This window comes from Micromonospora sp. NPDC047756 (assembly GCF_055587245.1).
Genome location: NZ_JBVJGQ010000011.1, coordinates 1 through 17,699 on the forward strand (window position 1 = coordinate 1; position 17,699 = coordinate 17,699).

The following is a 17,699-nucleotide window of genomic DNA, read 5'->3' on the forward strand; positions in this document are numbered from 1 at the left end:
CCTGACCCGCACAGCAAAGATCCCCGCCCAACGGGACGGGGATCGCTCGAAACGCGAAGAGAAATCACGCTTTGTGGGGAAATAACGTGTCCGAGGGGGGACTTGAACCCCCACACCCTATACGGGTACTAGCACCTCAAGCTAGCGCGTCTGCCATTCCGCCACCCGGACCTACACGTTCAGCCTACCTCGCCGACCAGATGATCTTTCATCCGGTGGTCAGCACAGCGGGCCGCACGGGGAGTTACTGTACACGCCGCCCGTGGATCATGCACATCGCCTTCCACCGCCTCTCCCCTGGCGCTTCCGGCGCTGCTAAAGCCGCCTCAAAACGGCCGCCCCGACACGCCGTCGGGCCGCGCCCGGGTAGCGTCCGGCGGCCTTCTGACGGCAGCATTGCCTCGTGTCCCATCCCTCCCCCCTGGCAGCCGCCCAGCACCGAGCCCTCGCCCTGCGCGCCGCGGGCGACCTCAGCGCCGCCCGGCAACTGCTCGCGGAGGTCGTCGATTCCGCTCCCCCGCCATACGGTGACGACCATCCCGAGGTGCTGCACACCGCGCACCTGCTGGCACGGCTGCACCGGGAGGGGGACGACCCGCTCGCCGCCCGCCGGGTCCTGGAGGAGGCGTTCGCCGCGGGCGAGCGGCGCTGGGAGCACTCCTACCCGCTGATGCTCGCCCTCGCCTTCGAACTCGCCGAGGTGGCCGAGGAACTCGGCAACCGGCACGAGGCCCGCCGCAACTACACCCGCGTCGCCACCGCCGGGCCCGCCGCGCTGGGGGAGAACCACCCGGCGGTACGCGCAGCCCGCGACTACCTCGGCCCACCCCCGCCGTCCCCGGGCGAGCAGCACCCCGCGCCGACGCCCGGTGCTGCCCCGGCCGCCCCGGTGACCGAGCCGGGCACCCGGTCGGCGCTGTCCGGCCCGACCCTGTCGCTGGCGACCCTCGCCGCGATGCGGCCCTCCGCCGTTGGCCCGCCGCCCGCCACCTCACCCTGGGCGCCGCAACCGCCGGCCGCACCCCCACAAACCCCTCCGTCGGTACGCGCAGCCGCCACACCCACGTCGCCCAGCAACGTCACCCCCGCACCGGTCCCAGCCCCTCGGGCGATGCCCGTTCAGCCGGCAGTTCCCTCGATGCCGCTTCAGCCGGCAGCTCAATCGGTGACCGGTCAGCCGGCAGTCCCCTCGATCACGCCAGCGCCGCCCGACCCGTCGACGGCCGTACCCCGACCTGCGACGCTTCCCCGCCCGCGCGCCGACGCGTCACCACCGGCAAGCGCGACGCCGCCCCGTCAGCGCCCCAACGAGCAACCGCCCGGACCGTCCCGCCCACCGGCCGGTCCGATGCCCCGGCCGGGGGTTGAAGGCCAGCCGACGACGCCGGCCGAGCAGCGGTCACCGGAGCGACCGCCGTCCGGGCCGGCCGTGGCACCACGTCAACGGGTGGGTGGTCACGTGACCCCGCCGGTGGCGGACGCGCCACCCCCGACGTCGACCCCAACTACGCCAACCTCAACCGCCCCGGCCGCGACCGCCCCGGCGTCGACACCGGGGGTGCCGGCACCTCGCTGGGACAACCCCACCATCCAGGTACGGCAGATCGAACCGCTGCTCGCCGAGGAAGCCGCCCGAGCTGCCGCCCAGCCAACCATGGCGAGCGAGTCGCACAACGTGTCCGGCGCCGAGGCGACATCATCGGGCGGCCGCCTCTCCCCGACCGTCGGCCCGCCGGGGCCGGCCTACCCGGTGAGCGGGTTACCGGCCCAGCCCATCAGCGCACCGCCGGTGACTCCGTCTCCGATCTCCGCGCCTCCCAGTCAGCCGTCCCCGGTCTCGGGACCCCCGGCCCACCCGTACCCGGTCTCCGCGCCGCCCGGCTACGGCCTGCCCACGTCCGCGGTACCCGGTCACACCTACCCGGTCTCCGCGCCGCCCAATTTCGGGCCGCCCGTGTCCGGCCCCCCTGGGCACACCTACCCGGTCTCCGCAGCACCCGGCTACGCCCAACCCGTGTCCGCACCGCCCGGGCACGCCCGACCCATGTCCGCACCGCCCGGGCACACCTACCCGGTCTCCGCACCACCCGGGCACGCCCAACCCATGTCCACGCCACCCGGCTACGCCCACCCCGTATCCGCGCCGCCCGGCTACGGCCCACCCGTGTCCGCGGCACCCCGGCACGCCTACCCCGTCTCCGCGCCGCCCGGTTTCGGGCCGCCCGTCTCGGGGCCGCCCTACGGGCCACCCGTCTCCGCGCCTCCGGTGAGCGCACCACCCGTGCCGCCCTGGGGGTTGACCGCACCGCCCTGGAGCAGCAGCGCCCCACCGCAGCCCCTGCCAACTTCAGGTGCCGACTCCCCCACCCCGACCACTACGGCTGCGCAGACGGTCACCACCGGGCAAGTCGCGCCGGCTGGGCAGACCATGATGGACGCGGGCGGAACCGGCGCGGACGTCGACTCCGGCCTGGGCATCCTCGACGCCCCGGTGACGCCGGCTCAGCAGAGCCCTGGCGCACTGTCCGACCAGACCGTGGTGTTGCCGTCCGTGCCGGCGCAGGACGGCCCGGCCGGGGTCGACACCAGCCCGGTCTGGCCCGCCGCCGCACAGGCGAACACCAGCGCCGCGCACACGCACCCCACCGCCGCGCACACGCACCCCACCGCCGCGCACACGCACCCCACGGCCGCACACCCCGCCGCCGCGCAGGCTCACCGAACAGGCACGCAGGCGAACCCGGGCCTCGCTGAGGCGGGCCCCATTGCCGCCCAGTCGGACCCCGCCGCGCAGCCGGCCTGGCTCCCGCCCGTCGGTGCCGACCCGGTGCCGCCAGCCGCACCGCCGCCGATCCAGCAGTACCACCACCAGCCACCTCAGAGCCCGTACCCGGCCCAGGACCAGGCGCCGTACCCGGGTCAGCAGTACCACCCGGTGCCGGACGCGTACCGGCCGGCGTACGCCGATGGTGGTAAGTCGACGGGCCGCAACCGGGCGGCGCTGGTCGGCGCGGTCGTGGCGGCCGGGGTGGCCGTCGTGGCGGTGGCGGGCCTGGGTGCGGTGCTGCTGACCCGCGACGATCCGCCGCCGACCGGGGCCGCGCCGACGGCGGCGGCACCGACGGTGGCGGGGCTTCCGCCGGGCGATCTCAAGCTGCGCGACGATTCGACCACGATCACGTTGACCTGGTCGGACCCGACCGGCGGGGCGGTGCCGTTCATGGTCGCCGCCGGCCGGGCCGGGCAGGCTCTGGGCGTGATGGCCACCGTGGACCCGGGGCGGACCAGCTACACGGTCAACGGGTTGAACTCCCGAGTGGATCACTGTTTCACCGTGCTGGCGGTCTACTCCACTGACAGTTTTGCGACTTCCGGACAGGTGTGCACCGCGCGGGAGCGCGACGCCACGTCGAGCGCGGAGCCCTCCGGCCGGGCGTCGCCGCGCTGAGTCGCACCGAAACCGCGCCGCGTCCACCGGGGAACCGGGCTGAGCTGGACGTCCACAACGCACACTCTCGGTATCCACAGGGGTGACGGTGCGGGTTCCCCCGCCACCACCAGCGCCATATGATGGCACCCGGCTCAGGGGAGGGGTCGCCGGAAGGCGCGCGCCACCTGCCACGACTCAGGAGAGGCAGCCGGCTGTGGCCAGCATCGACGACGCCGTACAGTCCGAGGCCCCCCGCTCCCGGTCCCGGCTGCGCGGTGGGCTGGTGACCGTCGGCACCGTGGCCGCGCTGCTGGCCGCCATGGGGCTGACCGTGCTCGGGTTGGGCGCGGCGGACAACGCGGTGGCCAACTACGACGCGAGTTCCTGGCTGTGGAGCGCGGCGCGCAGCGAGCTGGCCCGGGTCAACGGGGTCACCGCCCGGGTGGACACCCGCACCGAGATCCCCGGTGCCCGGCAGCATCCGATGCAGATCACCCAGACCGACCGGCTGTTGGTCCTGCGGGACCTGCAGACGGGGCAGGTCAGCTCCCTGGACCTGGCCACCCTCCAGCTCAGCGCGACCACCCGGACCACCCCCGGCCTGGGGGTGAGTGTGGCCCTGCACGAGGACGCGGCGTTCGTCGTCGACGCCGTGCAGGGCATCGTCCGGCAGCTCGATCCACGGTCGTTGACCCCGGTCGGTGAGCCGGTGCGCTACCCGCCGGGCATCACCGGCGGCACGTTCGACGGTAAGGGTCGACTCTGGATCGCGGTGCCCAGCCAGGGCACGGTCTCGGCGATCACCGCGGCCAAGCTGCCGTCCGCGCCGGCGACGGCAAGTGCCGGGCTCAGCCCGAAGCAGGTCGAGTCGTACGACGTCGCCGACGCCAGCCACGAGCTGGTGGTCTCCGCCCTGGACGACGGGGTGGCGGTACTCGACCGCACGGCGGGCAAGCTGGTGCGGGTGCAGCGCGGTGAGGTGCACCCCACGGCGCTGACGCTGTCCGGCCCGGCGGCGCTGCCCGCGCGCACCAGCGGCGCCCGGGTTCCGGTCACGGTGACCGCGGAGCGGCGGGTCGTGCTGGTGGGTGACGGTGGGCAGGAGAGCGCATTCACCGTGCCGGGTGAGGGGGACCGGCTCAGCCCGGCGGTGGCCTGGGCGAACCGGGTCTACTGCGCCGACGAGGCCACCGGCACCATCTACTCCTTCGACGCGGCGGGTCAGCTGGTCGAGACCATCCGCGGGCGGGCCAACGGGCCGCTGGAGCTGGAGGTCCGGGAGAACCACCTGTTCATCAACTCCCCCGACGCGGCGACCGCCCGGGTGGTGGACGACAAGCACCAGGTGCGCGAGGTCAACAAGTACGCCAACGACGTGCTCGGCGGTGACCCGCCGCCGGTTCCCCCGCCGCCGCCTCCGCCGAAGAAGCCGCGGGTGGGCAAGCCGAGCGCGCCGCGCACCGTCACCGCCGCCGCCGGCAACGCCGAGGCGCGGGTGAGTTGGCGCCCGGCCGCCGCCAACGGCGCAGAGATCATCAAGTACGTGGTGCAGGGCGCCGGGCAGCGCCTGGAGGTGGGCGCGAACCAGCGAGCGGTGGAGGTCAAGGGTCTGACCAACGGCGAGACGTACCGGTTCGCGGTGCACGCCGTCAACGCCAAGGGCGACGGCCCGCCGCGCAACAGCAACCCGGTGACGCCGACGGCGGCGGTCCCCGACCCACCCGCGAGCGTCACCGCGCAGGAACGGCCGGACGGCACGGTCCTGGTCAAGTGGCCGGCGGCGAACGGGCAGGGCAACACCATCGCGAGGTACGCGGTGACGGCCAGTTCGGCGGGGACGAACGCGCCGGCCGGCGAGTCGACCAAGACCGAGCTGGTGGTGCCCGCCGGTGAGCTGGAGTTCGGCACCCAGTACGCGTTCACAGTGGTGGCCGTCAACAGCAAGGGCGCCGGGTCGGCGGCGTCGCCGGTCAGCAACACCGTGGTGCCATTCGCGGCGCCCGGCCGCCCGCTGCAACTGCGTGCTGGCACGGTCGCCAACCAGCCGGGTGCGGTGACGGTGCAGTGGGCCCCGGCCGAGGCCAACGGCCGGCCGGTGACGAAGTACCTGGTGGACGTCGGCGGGAAGGTCAGCGAGGTGACCGACACCCGCACGACCGTCACCGGGCTCGGCAACGGCCAGAACGTCACGGTGAAGGTGAAGGCGGTCAACGAGGCCGGGCCGGGCCCGGAGGCCACCGCCACCGCCCGCACGGTCGCCGAGCCACGGGTCACCGTGACCGGCTCGTCGTCGACGGCCACCGGGGCGACTGTCACGTTCACGGTGGACGCCGGGGGTGGTCAGGCCACCTGCACGCTGACCACGACGGGCGAACCGGCGAAGGCCGGGGCGTGCTCCAGCATCACGATGACGGGCCTGACGCCGGGCACCACCTACACGTTCACGGTGACGGCGAGCAACGCCGCCGGTAAGGGCACCGCCACGAAGGCGCAGGCCACCCAGCCGCTGTACGGGGTCGCGACCTGCCGCAACGGCGCGTCCGGGCCCGAGTCGACCTACTGTGACCGCGACCGGGAAGGCCGCAACGGCAACGAGATCTTCTCGGTCACCCGGCAGGACAACGACAAGCAGGTGGGATGGGCCAAGCCCGGCACCCGGCTCCAGGCGTACTGCAAGAAGTCGGGCGAAGAGGTCTACGCCTACATCTACAACAACGAGAAGCGCAGCACCTGGTGGGTGCAGGTCAACTACAAGGGTGGCAAGAACTACATCCCCTGGGCCTGGCTCAACCTGGAGGGCGGCGATGACATCAAGGTCCTGCCCACCTGCTGAACCACCAGGCGAGGAGCACCACCGACCGTGAACACCCACGAGCCGCTCACCCAACCGGAGGTCCAGGGCTTCGCCGCCCTGGCCGCCCGGCTGGCCGAGAACGTCAACGCTGTGGTGCTCGGCAAACCGCAGGTGGTGCGGCTGGCGCTGACCGCGCTCTTCGCCCAGGGTCACGTGCTGCTGGAGGACGTGCCCGGGGTCGGTAAGACGACCCTGGCGCGGGCCATCGCCGCCACGGTCAAGGGCGAGTGGCGGCGCATCCAGTTCACGCCCGACCTGCTCCCCTCGGACGTGTCCGGCGTGACGATCTTCAACCAGGCGACCCGGGACTTCGAGTTCCATCCGGGGCCGGTCTTCGCCAACATCGTCATCGCCGATGAGATCAACCGGGCGTCGCCGAAGACCCAGTCGGCGCTGCTGGAGGTGATGGAGGAACGGACTGTCACAGTGGACGGGGTCCGGCACCCGGTGCCGTCGCCGTTCCTGGTGGTCGCCACCCAGAACCCGGTGGAGATGGACGGCACCTACCGGCTGCCCGAGGCGCAGTTGGACCGTTTCCTGGTGAAGCTCTCCGTCGGCTACCCCGACGAGGCCGTCGAGGTCGAGGTGCTGCGCGGCGCGACGGTGCGGTCCCCCGAGGCGCTCGCCCCGGTCACCGACACCGCCACCGTTGGCGAGATGGTCCGGATGGCCCGCCGGGTGCACATCGCCGAGCCGCTGTACGCGTACGCGGTCCGGTTGGCCGCTGCCACCCGCACCCACCCGCAGGTGCGCGTCGGCGTCAGCCCCCGGGGCGTGATCGCGTTGACCCGGGCGGCGTGCGCGTACGCGCTGATCGACGGACGGGGCTGGATCATGCCGGAGGACCTGAAGGCGCTCGCCGAGGCGGTCTTCGCCCACCGGCTGCTGCTCACCCCGGACGCCCAGGTGCGCGGGATGACCCCGGCCGAGGTGCTGCGCCAGGCCGTCGCCTCGGTGCCGGTGCCGCTGCCGTCGGGGCAACCCGCTCCGGTGCAGGGCTGACCGGCAGCAGCGCGATGGGAATCACCGCCCGTGGGGTCGGGCTGCTCGTCGCCGCCGTGGTGCTGCTGGGGGCGGGCTTCCGGTTCGCGTACCCCGAGTTGACGGTGCTCGGCGCGGCGGCCGGCGCGGCCGTCGGCTACGCCGCGCTGGTCGCGGCCTGGCGGCCCCGGCTGACCGTGACCCGCCGCGCGGAGCCGGACCGGGTGGCGCGCGGCGAGCCGGCCAGCATGACGGTGACAGTGCGCAACACCGGGCGGCTGCGCTCGGCGAACCTGCTGGCCGAGGACCGGTGCGGCCAGCGGACCGTGCCGGTGCCGGTGCTGCGCCTGCGGCCCGGCCGCGACACCGAGGTCCGCTACGACGTGCCGACCGACCGTCGTGGGGTGGTGCCGGTCGGGCCGCTACGGGTGACCCGCCGGGACCCGCTGGGGCTGGTGGCGTTGGCCCGCCCGTACGGCGCGGCGGTGCCGGTCTGGGTGCACCCCCGGATCCACCCGCTGACGGCGGTGCCCAGGGGCGCCGGGCGCAGCCTCGACGGCCGGGTGGACGGCGTCCCGCACGGGTCGATCACGTTCGACTCGCTACGGGAGTACGTGGTCGGCGACGAACTGCGCCGGGTGCACTGGCGCACCAGCGCCCGGGTGGGTGAGCTGATGGTGCGCGAGAACGTGGACACCAGCCTGCCGCGCCTGGTCGTCCTGCTGGACAACCGTGCCGCCGCGCACCCGCAGCGGGTCGGCGGGGTGGCGGAGTCGTTCGAGTCGGCGTGCGAGGCGGCTGCGTCGGTCGTCACCGCCGCGCACCGCGCGGACCTGCCGGTGCTGCTGCTCACGGTCGCCGCCGAAACCCTGACCTCCGACGGTAAGGCAGACGGTCCGCTCGGGCCGCTGGACCGGCTCGCCGCCGCCGAGCTCTCCGACGACGGCGACGCGGTGCGGGCGGCCACCACCCGACTGCGACAGGACCGGCTCGGCGACACGCTGATCTTCCTGACCGGGCCCGGCGGCCGCGATGAGCTGGGCCACGTCGGCGCGCTGCGCGGCGCATACCCGTCGGTGGTGGTCGCGGTGTTCGGCGCGGCCGAGCCGACGCCGCCGGGCACCGCCGGTCTGGTGGTCGTCGACGCGGCCGACGGCGCACAGTTCGCCGCGGAGTGGGACGGGGTACGCCGGTGGTGACGCTCGCCGTGCGGGTGCTGCGGGCGGCGGTCCTGCCGCTGGCCCTGATCGGGCTGACGGCGCTCGCCGGGGTGGTGCTCGGCCGGGTGTACGCGGGCAACCTGCTGACCTGGCTGGTCATCGGCGCGGCGGCGGGTTCGGTGCTGGTCAGCGTGGCCGCCCGACGGCTGCCGTCCTGGTTGGTGGCGCCGGTGTCGGTGGCCGCGATGGCCGGCTGGACACTGTGGTCGCTGCGGTTGGCCGCCACCCGCGCCGAGATACCGGGCGGCCTGCTGGAGGTCACCGCGGACGCCGCCCGCAACGGCATCCCCCGGCTGCTCACCGCCATGATCCCGGTGGAGCCCACCCCGGACACCGTGCTGGTGCCGGTCGTCGCCGCCTGGCTGGCCGGGCTGACCGGCGCAGAGGTGGCGCTACGCACCGGCCGGGTGCTGCTGGGTTACCTGCCGGCGGCCGGGCTCTACGCCGCCGCCCTCTACGTGGTCGGCCCGAACGCCGAACCCGCGGTGGGAGCGACCCTGGCGTTCGTCGCGGTCGCGGCCCTCGGCCTGGCCGCCCCCACCCGGACCACGGCGGGCGGCGGCGATCCGAGCACCGAGCTGACCCCCCGGGTACGCGCGGCGGTGCGACTGCGACTGGCCACCAGCGCGGCGCTCGGGGTGGCACTGGTGGTCGGGCTGGTGGCGTTGCTCGGCCCGGTCGTCGCCGAGCAGGTCGACGGGCGGCCGGTGGACCCCCGCCGTTACGTGGAGCCACCGCAGGTGCAGACACTCGACGAGAACCCGCTGATCCGCATCTCCGGCTGGGCGCTGCACCCGGAGCAGAAACTGCTCGACGTGAGCACGGAACGCCCCGACGCACCGCCCGCCGGCCCCCCGCCGGACGCCGATCCCGCCCCGGACACCGCGCGCAGTGTGCGGATCCGGTTGGCGGTGCTCAGCGACTACGACGGGGTGACCTGGCGGGTCGGCGCGACGTACCGCAACGCCGGGCGGATCCTGCCGGCCGCCACCGTGGCCCGCGACAGCACCGTGCGGACGGTCCGGCAGCAGATCAGCGTGGCCGAGTTGAGCGGCCGGCTGCTGCCCGCCGTGGCGACACCCCGGGAGGTCAGTGGCGCGCGGGTGGCGTACGACCCGGCGAGCGGGACGCTGATCCGACCGGAGGGGCTGACGCCGGGGCTGCGGTACGCGGTGACCTCCGCCGAGGAACGCCCCGACCAGAATCTGCTGGCCAGCGCGAACGTGCCCGCCGGCGAGGAGGTTGCCCGGGTGCTGCGGGTCGCCGACGGGGTGCCCGACCCGATGCGCCGGCTGGCCACCCAACTCGCCGAGGAGAACGGCGCCCCGTTCGCGCGCGCCTCGGCGATCGAGCAGTTCCTGGCCGAGCACTACCGGGTGGTGGCGGACGCGCCGAGCGGGCACGCGTACCCGAACCTGGGTTTCTTTCTGTTCGGGCCCCGCAACGGTGGCGGGCAGGAGGGCACCTCGGAGCAGTTCGCGGCGGCGTTCGCGGTCCTCGGCCGGCTCTCCGGGCTGCCCACCCGGGTGGTGGTGGGCTTCCGGACCAGCGGGCAGGGGCCGGTGCTGGCCGGTGACGCGTACGCCTGGCCGGAGGTGCTCTTCGACGGGCTGGGCTGGGTGTCGTTCGACCCGCTGCCCCGCCCCGACAACGAGCCGCGACCGGTGGAGGAGGACTTCCGCCCGACGCCGGAGGACCCGCCCCCGTCGGAGGCGCCGGCACCGACCGCCGAGCCCAGCGCCTCACCGGACCCGGCGACCGCCGCCGACGCCCCGCCCGGCAACAACGGGGTCTCCACGCCGGTGCTGGTCGCCGGCGGCAGCGGCGGCCTGCTGCTGGTGGTGGGGGCGCTCCTGCTCACCCTGCTGGCGATGCGCCGCTCGCTGACCCGCGGCCGGCTCGTGCGGGGCGACCCCGGCCAGCGCATCGCCGGCGCCTGGCGGGAGGTCACCGACGCGCTCCGGCTGGCCGGCACACCGGTCGGCGACGACCTGGCCGCCACCGAGGTCGCCGGGCACGCCCGGCAGACCCTCGCCGACGCCCGCCTCGCTCAAAGCGGAAGTGACACGGTCGCTGTCACGCCCAGCGGCGACACGGCGGCGGACCCGCCCGGCCCGGCCGTCGACGAACTGGCCGCCCTGCTCAACCAGGTGGGCTTCGCCCCCGGCGCGGCGACACCCGACCAGGCGGCTCACGCCGTCGACGTCGCCACCGCCTACGTGACCACCCTGCGCTCCGCCCGCCCCTGGTGGCGTCGCCTGCTCTGGTCGGTCCACCCGTCTCCCCTGCGCCACGCCCGCCGCTCCCCGCGGTGATCAAGAGCTTTGCGTCAGAAGTGGGCCCACTTCTGACGCAAAGCTCTTGATCACCGACGGCACGGGCAGCGACGGCCCTCCGGGCGGGGTCGGGGGCGGAAAACATGGTGGCGCGGAGGGTGCCCACCTACGAGCATCAGAGCGTGGATCAGCATTCGAGCGACATCGTCGACTACTACACGCAGCGCTACCGTGAGGACCAGCGGCTCACCGCCCGACCGCAGGCGCGACTGGAATGGATCCGCACGACGCAGCTCCTGCGGGATCTCCTGCCCGGTCCGGGTGCCCGGGTGCTGGACATCGGTGGGGGCACCGGCGAGTACGCCCGGGCCCTCGTCCTAGCCGGCTACGACGTCCGTCTCGTCGACCTGGTGCCCAGCCACGTCGCGCAGGCCCGCGACGGGCACCCTCCGGTCGAGGCGCAGGTGGGCGACGCGCGCGCGCTTCCCGACGCCGACGATGGATATGACGCCGCGCTGCTCCTGGGCCCGCTCTACCACCTGGTACGCCGCGCCGACCGGCTACAGGCCCTCCGCGAGGCGGTCCGGGTCACCCGCCCCGGCGGTCTCGTCGTGGCCGCCGTCATCTCCCGCTTCGCCGGCCCGTTGGACTTCGCGGCCACCGGACGACTCGACGAGAGGCTGCTCGACGAGGCCAGGGCGCTGCTGAGCGACGGCGTCAACGATCCGCGCATCGGCTTCACCCACGCCTACTTCCACCGGGTCGAGGAGATCACCGACGAGTGCGCGGTCGCGGGGCTGACCGATGTGGTCGTACACGGTGTGGAGGGCCCGGCCTGGACGGCGGCGGAGGCGGCGGCGAACGGGCCGGCGCAGGACGTCGTCTTCGCCGCGGCGTTGGACCTGGCCCGGCTCTACAGCAACGAGCCCGCGCTGATCAGCTCCAGTGCCCACCTCCTGGCCGTCGGACGCGTTCCCAGCCGGTAGCGGGTCAGGTGGTCAGCCGGCGGATGAGTTTGCGCATGCCGGCCTGCCAGCCGTCCGGGTCCTCGGCGCGACGGCGGGCGTAGTCGGCGACCTCGGGGTGCGGCAGGATCAGGAAACGTTCCTCGGCCAGCCCGGCGACGGCCGCGTCGGCGACCTGGTCCGCGGTGAGCACCGCACCGGACGCGACGACCACCCGCGCGCCCAGGTGAGCGTCGGCGAGCCCGTCGGCGAGCATCGGGGTGTCCACCCCCTGCGGGCACAGCGCGCTGACCCGGATGCCCCGGTCCCGGTAGGTGATGGCCAGCCACTCGGCGAACCCCACCGAGGCGTGCTTCGTCGCGGTGTACGGGGCGTCGCCGACAGCGGTCAGCACACCCGCCGCCGAGCAGGTGTGCAGCAGGTGCCCACCACCGCGAGCGAGCATTCCGGGCAGCACCGCGCGGGCCGAGTAGACGTGGGCGAGCACGTTGACCCGCCAGGCGCGATCCCAGCCGGCGTCGTCGACCTCCACTCCCCCGCCGGTGGTCACCCCCGCGTTGGCGCAGAACAGGTCGATCCGGCCGTACCGTTGCTCGGTGTCGGCGACCAGCGCGCGGACCTGCTCCTCGTCGGTGACGTCGAGGGCGCGGGCGTGCGCGACCGGGCCGATGCCCTCGGCTACCGCGCGGGCCGCGTCGGCGTCCAGGTCGGCGACCACCACGGCGGCGGCCCCCTCGGCGGCGAAGCGGCGCGACAGCGCCGCGCCGATGCCGCCGGCCCCGCCGGTGACCACCACGATCCGGTCGGTGAGATTCACGCGGACGCCTCCACGACGGTCGTCCCCAACTGGGCGATGAGGCCGAGCAGCGCGCTCGCGCCGCCGGCGGTGACCTCGGGCGTGGGCAACAGCGCCATGATCGGCACGTCCACCCCGGCGTCGGCGTAACGGCGCACCTCGGCGCGGCACCGCTCCGGCGAGCCGTGCAGCACCAACGCGTCGACCACCTCGTCGGGCACCGCCGCGTTCGCCCCGCGCCGGTCACCGGCGGCCCACGCCGCCCACATCGGCGCGAGCGCCTCGTCGCGGCCGAGCCAGCGGTGGAACTCGGCGTACGCCGCAACGGTGAGGTAGCTGGTGATGAGCCGGCGGCCCAGCGCCCGGGCGTACGCGGCGTCCTCGGTGGGGCAGACGAAGATCCGGGCGGCGACCTCGAAACCGGCCCGCCGCTCGCCCACCTCGGCGAGGGCACGCGGCACGTCGTCGGCGCCGAGCCAGTTGAGGATGACCCCGTCGGCCTCCGCGCCGGCCAGCCGGAGCATCCCCGGGCGCAGCGCGGCGAGCAGGATCGGTGGTGGCGTCGCCGGTGGTGCTTCCAGCGTGAAGCGGCGGATGGTGAACGTGTCGTAGGCCTCGTCGACGGTCTCGCCGGCCAACGCGGCGCGCAGGAAGCGCAGCACGTCGCGGGTGCGGCGGAACGGCTCGTCGAACGGCACCGCGTTCCAGTCCCGGACGAGCACCGGTGAGGACGCGCCGATGCCGAGCGAGAACCGGCCCGGCGCGGCCTCGGCCAGCGCCGCCGCGCTCATCGCCAGCAGACCCGGGCCTCGGGTGAACACCGGTGTGATCGCGGTGCCGAGCCGCAGCCCCGGCTGCCAGGCCGCGGCGAGCGCCAGCGGGGTGAACGCGTCGGTCCCGGCGACCTCGGACGACCAGACGTCGGTGAACCCGGCCCGGTCGAGGGCCGCGTAGGCCGCGTCGTGCTGCGCCAGCGCGATCCCGCCCAGCGGCACCGTCATGCCCCATCGATTCGTCACCGGTCGATCGTGCCCGTTGACGCGGGCCCGAGCAAGATCCCCGGGTTGGGCAGAATCGCCGGTTTCCGACCGTACGTGGCGGTGGAAAGTGTTACCACTTCGAGGTGGACCGGACCGACGGCGCAGGCCGCTGACCATGGCTTCCAGGGCGGCGGGACACCTGGAGCCGGTCCCGGCGGCGGCAACGCCCGGCCGAGCCACGTTCCTGGAACTCTTCTTCGATCTGGTGTTCGTCTTCGCGCTCACCCGGATCTCGGCGCGCGCGTTCGGGGACCTGACCGAGGAGTCCGGCCGGAGGTACATCTGGGAGGCGGTCACCGGCAGCGGCAAGACACTGCTGTTGCTGCTCGCGCTCTGGGCGGTCTGGCAGGGCACGGCGTGGACGACCAGCCGCTACGACCCCTACCGGGTGCCGTTGCAGACCGTGGTGATCACCGCGTTGGTGTGCAGCATGCTGATGGGGGTCGCGATCCCCCGGGCGTTCAGCGAGACCGCGCTGATGTTCGCGGTGGCGTACGTGATCGCGCAGGTGACCCGGCCGGTGATCCTGTCGTTCGCGTTGGGCGCGCACCCGTACCGCCGGCTGAAGGTGCGGATGGCGGTGATCTTCGCGCTGAGCGGGGTGCTCTGGATCGGCGGCGCGATGCAGGGCACCAACGGGCAGGTGGCGCTCTGGTCGGCGGCGCTGGCGTTCGAGTATCTGGCGGCCCGCTGTGGTTGGCCGGTGCCCGGCCTGGGCCGCTCGACGATCTCCAAGTGGGAGATCGCCGGGGAACACCTGGCCGAGCGGTACCAGCAGTTCTTCCTCGTCGCGCTGGGCGAGACGATCCTGGTGGCCGGTTTCGCGTACAGCAAGGGCCCGTACGAGGCAGGGCACGCGTGGGCGTTCGCGCTGGCACTGGCCACCTCGATCATGCTGTGGCGGATCTACGTGCAGCGGGCCGGGCGGATCCTGGGCGAGGCGGTGACGAAGGCCCGGCACCCCGCCACCATCGGCCGTTCCGCCGCCGACACCCACCTGCTGATGGTGATCGGTCTCGCTTCCACGGCGATCGGATACGAGCTGATCATCGAAAATCCGCTGGAGCGGATCCCCGGGCCGTGGCTGGTCATGGTGCTCGCCGGGCCGATCCTGTTCCTGGCCGGGCGGTCCCGCCTGGAGTACGAGGTGTTCGCACGGGTCTCCCCGTCCCGGTGGATCGCCCTGCTGGTCCTGCTGGCCTCAGCCGTGCCGCTACGACACCTGCCCGGGGTGGCCGCGACAGCGGTCGGAGCGGTGGTGCTGGCCGCTGTCGTGGTGGCCGACGCCCGCCGCGCCCACGGCGCCCCACCCGAGGCCGCCACGCCACCGTTCTGAGCCTCACCTGCCCTTGTCACGCCGGCGCGGAGGGCTAACCTCGGCCGGTGACCTTCTCCCTCGTCGCCCGCTCCGCCGACGGTCGCCTGCACGGCGTCGCCGTCGCCAGCAAGTTCCTCGCCGCCGGGGCGTTGGTCCCGGCCGCCGCCGCCGAGGTCGGCGCGCTGGCCACCCAGGCCCACGTCAACCTCGCCTACCGCCCGCAGGGCCTCACCCTGCTGCGTACCGGGGTGGCCCCCGCCGACGTGGTGGCCGGGCTGATCGCCGCCGACCCCGAGCGGGAGCACCGCCAACTCGGCGTCGTGGGGGCCACCGGTGCGGGTGCCACCTGGACCGGGCCGGCCTGCCATCCGTGGGCCGGCGGGCGGACCGGCGACGGTTGGGCCGCACAGGGCAACATCCTCACCGGGCCGGAGGTCGTCGACGCCCTCGGCGCGGCCTGGCAGGCGGGAGCGGCACTGCCGTTCGCGGAGCGGTTGGTCGCCGCGCTGCGGGCCGGCGACGAGGCCGGCGGCGATCGGCGGGGCCGGCAGAGCGCCGGCCTGCTGGTGGTCGAGCGCGGCGGCGGGTACGGCGGCACCAGCGACGTCGTGGTGGACCTGCGCGTGGACGACCACCCGGACCCGGTCGCCGAGCTGGGCCGGCTGCTCACAGTGCACACCATGCTGTTCGGCCGGCCGGACCCGGCCACCCTGCTCGACCTCAGCGGCGCGGTCGCCGCCGAGGTGGCGGCGTTGCTCGGCGCGCTGGGCCACCCGGTGCACGCCGACGACACGGAAGCGGCGTTGATCTCCTGGGCCGGGTTGGAGAACCTGGAGGAGCGGCTGGTGCCGGGTCGCATCGACCCGGTGGTCCTCACCCACCTGCGCGGTGTCGCCCCGCACGTCCCCGCACCGCGCGCCGCGAGCTGACCGCGCTCGGCCGCCCAGGTGGCTACGCCGGCTGGCTCAGCCCTTGACCCGGGGCACCAGCCGGTGCACGACGGTGAGGGCCAACGCCATCACCACCGCCATCGTGCCGGCGATCCCGGCGGCGCTGCCCGCGTACCCGACGAACAGGGGTCGGCGGGCCAGCTCCTCCGGCCCGGTGTCGCGCAGGTCGAGCAGCCAGGACAGCGAGAGCCCGCAGGCCACCAGGGCGAGCACACCACCGACCCCGAGCACCAGCGCCGCGACCCGGTGCGCGTCGCCGGGAGCGATCTCGGCCTGCTCCCGCTGGGTGACCAGCAGCAGCAACCCGGCCAACGCCGCCCACACACCCACCACCAGGTACGCGGCGGCGGCGTCGCTGGGTCGGTGCCAGCCGGCGGAGAGGGTGGCGACTCCGGCGACGGCGGCGTACCCGGCACCGATGAAGGCCCCGACGGCCCGCACCTTGCGCGGCAGCACGAGCATCAACGCGACCGCCACCGAGGCGGCCACCGTGGCGTGCCCGCTCGGGAGGCTGTTGCCCACCGCGGCGCGCTCCGGGTCGACACCGTAGTCGGGCCGGTTCAGCCCGTACTTGAGCAACTGGGTGGTGACGTTCGCTCCGGCGATCAGCAGGGTCGCGGTGATCGCCAGGGCGATCCGTCCCCGGATCAGCGCGATGAACCCGATCGTCGCGGTGGCGGCCAGCAGGGAGACCACCGACATCGCGTTGAGGATCTTGTCGACGGGGCCGTCGATTGTGTCCTGCCCGATCCGGTTGCCGGTGAGGGCGACCGTGTCCACCCACTGACCTATCTCGGAGTGCACGGCCACCCGCCACACGGCGAGGAAGGCGGCCGCCTGGACGAGGGCCAGTACGACCAACCAGACAGCGGTCCAACCCCGTGCCGTCGCGCGCATCCGCACACCGTAGCGGCAGGTGTCGGCGGTCCGACCGGTGGCCTGCCACCATCTGGCGGTTAGGTTGTGCCGGAGGCGAGGAGGCGGTGGTGAGCGGAGTACCGGAGCGCGACAGCGCACCGACCGAACCCGGCCCGGAGCAGGGTGAAGGCGACAAACCAGGGTCGGCGGGGCCGGTGCCGACGGGCGGCGACGCCGGTGAGCCGGCGCGGGCTGAGTCGTTGACGGATCTGCTGGGCGGGCGACGCGGCGCCATCGACGCGACCCTGCCGCCGCTGGCCTTCGCGGTGGGCTGGCTGCTGGGCGGCGAGTCGCTGTGGGGCGGGGTCGGCGCGGCGTTGGCCGTGGGCGCGGTGGTGGCCGGCGTACGGCTGCGTCGGGGTGACCGGCCGCGCTCGGTGCTGATCGGGCTGCTGGCCGTGTGCGTCGCGGCGTTGATCGCGGTACGCACCGGCCGGGCCGAGAACTTCTTTCTGATCCAGGTGCTGTCGAACGCCGCGAGCGCTCTGGCGTGGACGGTCAGCATCGTGGTGCGGTGGCCACTGCTCGGCGTGCTGGTCGGCGCGGTGCTGGGCCAGCGGGCCGGGTGGCGGCGCGACCCGGCGCTGCTGCGCGGGTACGGCCGGGCCAGTTGGGTGTGGACGGTGACCTACCTGCTGCGGGTGGCCGTGTTCGTGCCGCTCTACCTGAGTGGGCAGGTGCTCGCGCTGGTGGTGGCCCGGGTGGCGCTGACCTGGCCGCTGGTCGCCGCGGCGCTGGCGCTGAGCTGGGTGGTGCTGCGGCGCTCGCTGCCGGCCGGGCACCCGGGGTTGCGTCACCCGGTCGTGCCGCCGGGCTGAAAAGCCCGGTCCCGCTCGCCGGACTCGGGGCAAAAAAGTGGAGAGGCCGCCACGGGGGGAGCGGCCTCTCCGGTGACGTACGTTACTCCGTCACAGACCTCGGTGTGATCCCGCGACGGCCCGAATTTCTGGG

At 74.3% G+C, this 17,699-nt stretch carries 12 protein-coding genes and 1 tRNA gene; 9 read left to right on the top strand and 4 right to left on the bottom strand.

The genetic code is table 11. The features are described 5' to 3' along the window. Positions 1 to 87: 87 nt before the first annotated feature. Positions 88 to 171: transfer RNA gene (locus ACZ6NZ_RS30935), tRNA-Leu, on the bottom strand. A gap of 232 nt (positions 172 to 403) precedes the next feature. On the opposite strand from ACZ6NZ_RS30935, the gene ACZ6NZ_RS30940 reads away from it, so the two are divergent. The 6 genes from ACZ6NZ_RS30940 to ACZ6NZ_RS30965 all read left to right on the top strand — a co-directional run bounded on the left by ACZ6NZ_RS30940 (position 404) and on the right by ACZ6NZ_RS30965 (position 11,747). Continuing rightward, positions 404 to 3,448 carry a fibronectin type III domain-containing protein gene (locus ACZ6NZ_RS30940; protein WP_465861371.1) on the top strand — a complete coding sequence of 1,015 codons (3,045 nt, stop codon included), beginning with the start codon at positions 404 to 406 and terminating at the stop codon, positions 3,446 to 3,448. Between the two features lie 196 nt (positions 3,449 to 3,644). Beyond that, a complete protein-coding gene (locus ACZ6NZ_RS30945) occupies positions 3,645 to 6,263 on the top strand; it encodes a fibronectin type III domain-containing protein (RefSeq protein ID WP_465861373.1) in 2,619 nt (872 codons plus the stop codon). Between the two features lie 27 nt (positions 6,264 to 6,290). Then, on the top strand, positions 6,291 to 7,286 hold the full coding sequence (locus ACZ6NZ_RS30950) for an AAA family ATPase (protein ID WP_124777372.1): 996 nt from the start codon (positions 6,291 to 6,293) through the stop codon (positions 7,284 to 7,286). Positions 7,287 to 7,300: 14 nt separating this feature from the next. Continuing rightward, positions 7,301 to 8,464, top strand: coding sequence for a DUF58 domain-containing protein (locus tag ACZ6NZ_RS30955; RefSeq protein ID WP_465861375.1), 1,164 nt, complete (start codon positions 7,301 to 7,303; stop codon positions 8,462 to 8,464). Continuing rightward, positions 8,458 to 10,800, top strand: coding sequence for a transglutaminase TgpA family protein (locus ACZ6NZ_RS30960; protein ID WP_465861377.1), 2,343 nt, complete (start codon positions 8,458 to 8,460; stop codon positions 10,798 to 10,800). Before ACZ6NZ_RS30955 ends, ACZ6NZ_RS30960 begins: the two co-directional genes overlap by 7 nt. A gap of 143 nt (positions 10,801 to 10,943) precedes the next feature. After that, entirely contained in the window at positions 10,944 to 11,747 is an 804-nt protein-coding gene (locus ACZ6NZ_RS30965) for a class I SAM-dependent methyltransferase (RefSeq protein WP_465861379.1), read from the top strand. Positions 11,748 to 11,751: 4 nt separating this feature from the next. On the opposite strand, the gene ACZ6NZ_RS30970 is transcribed toward ACZ6NZ_RS30965, so the two are convergent. Beyond that, positions 11,752 to 12,543, bottom strand: coding sequence for an SDR family oxidoreductase (locus tag ACZ6NZ_RS30970; protein WP_465861381.1), 792 nt, complete (start codon positions 12,541 to 12,543; stop codon positions 11,752 to 11,754). Further along, positions 12,540 to 13,523, bottom strand: coding sequence for an LLM class F420-dependent oxidoreductase (locus ACZ6NZ_RS30975; protein ID WP_465861536.1), 984 nt, complete (start codon positions 13,521 to 13,523; stop codon positions 12,540 to 12,542). The genes ACZ6NZ_RS30970 and ACZ6NZ_RS30975 overlap by 4 nt, the downstream gene beginning before the upstream one ends. Before the next feature lie 154 nt (positions 13,524 to 13,677). On the opposite strand from ACZ6NZ_RS30975, the gene ACZ6NZ_RS30980 reads away from it, so the two are divergent. Further along, positions 13,678 to 14,898, top strand: a complete 1,221-nt coding sequence (locus ACZ6NZ_RS30980) for a low temperature requirement protein A (protein ID WP_465861382.1) — start codon at positions 13,678 to 13,680, stop codon at positions 14,896 to 14,898. A 47-nt stretch (positions 14,899 to 14,945) separates the two neighbouring features. Then, positions 14,946 to 15,809, top strand: a complete 864-nt coding sequence (locus ACZ6NZ_RS30985) for a DUF1028 domain-containing protein (protein ID WP_465861383.1) — start codon at positions 14,946 to 14,948, stop codon at positions 15,807 to 15,809. Between the two features lie 36 nt (positions 15,810 to 15,845). Here the strand turns inward: ACZ6NZ_RS30985 and ACZ6NZ_RS30990 are convergent, their stop codons facing one another. Next, a complete protein-coding gene (locus tag ACZ6NZ_RS30990) occupies positions 15,846 to 16,733 on the bottom strand; it encodes a phosphatase PAP2 family protein (protein ID WP_465861385.1) in 888 nt (295 codons plus the stop codon). Between the two features lie 170 nt (positions 16,734 to 16,903). On the opposite strand from ACZ6NZ_RS30990, the gene ACZ6NZ_RS30995 reads away from it, so the two are divergent. After that, positions 16,904 to 17,566, top strand: a complete 663-nt coding sequence (locus ACZ6NZ_RS30995; protein ID WP_465861537.1) for a DUF3159 domain-containing protein — start codon at positions 16,904 to 16,906, stop codon at positions 17,564 to 17,566. The last annotated feature ends 133 nt before the right edge of the window (positions 17,567 to 17,699 follow it).

Excerpts from the sequence above, each read along its gene's own strand:
- ACZ6NZ_RS30980 (WP_465861382.1), top strand. The coding sequence starts at position 13,678 with ATGGCTTCCAGGGCGGCGGGACACCTGGAGCCGGTCCCGGCGGCGGCA.
- ACZ6NZ_RS30975 (WP_465861536.1), bottom strand. The coding sequence starts at position 13,523 with ATGACGGTGCCGCTGGGCGGGATCGCGCTGGCGCAGCACGACGCGGCC.
- ACZ6NZ_RS30955 (WP_465861375.1), top strand. The coding sequence starts at position 7,301 with ATGGGAATCACCGCCCGTGGGGTCGGGCTGCTCGTCGCCGCCGTGGTG.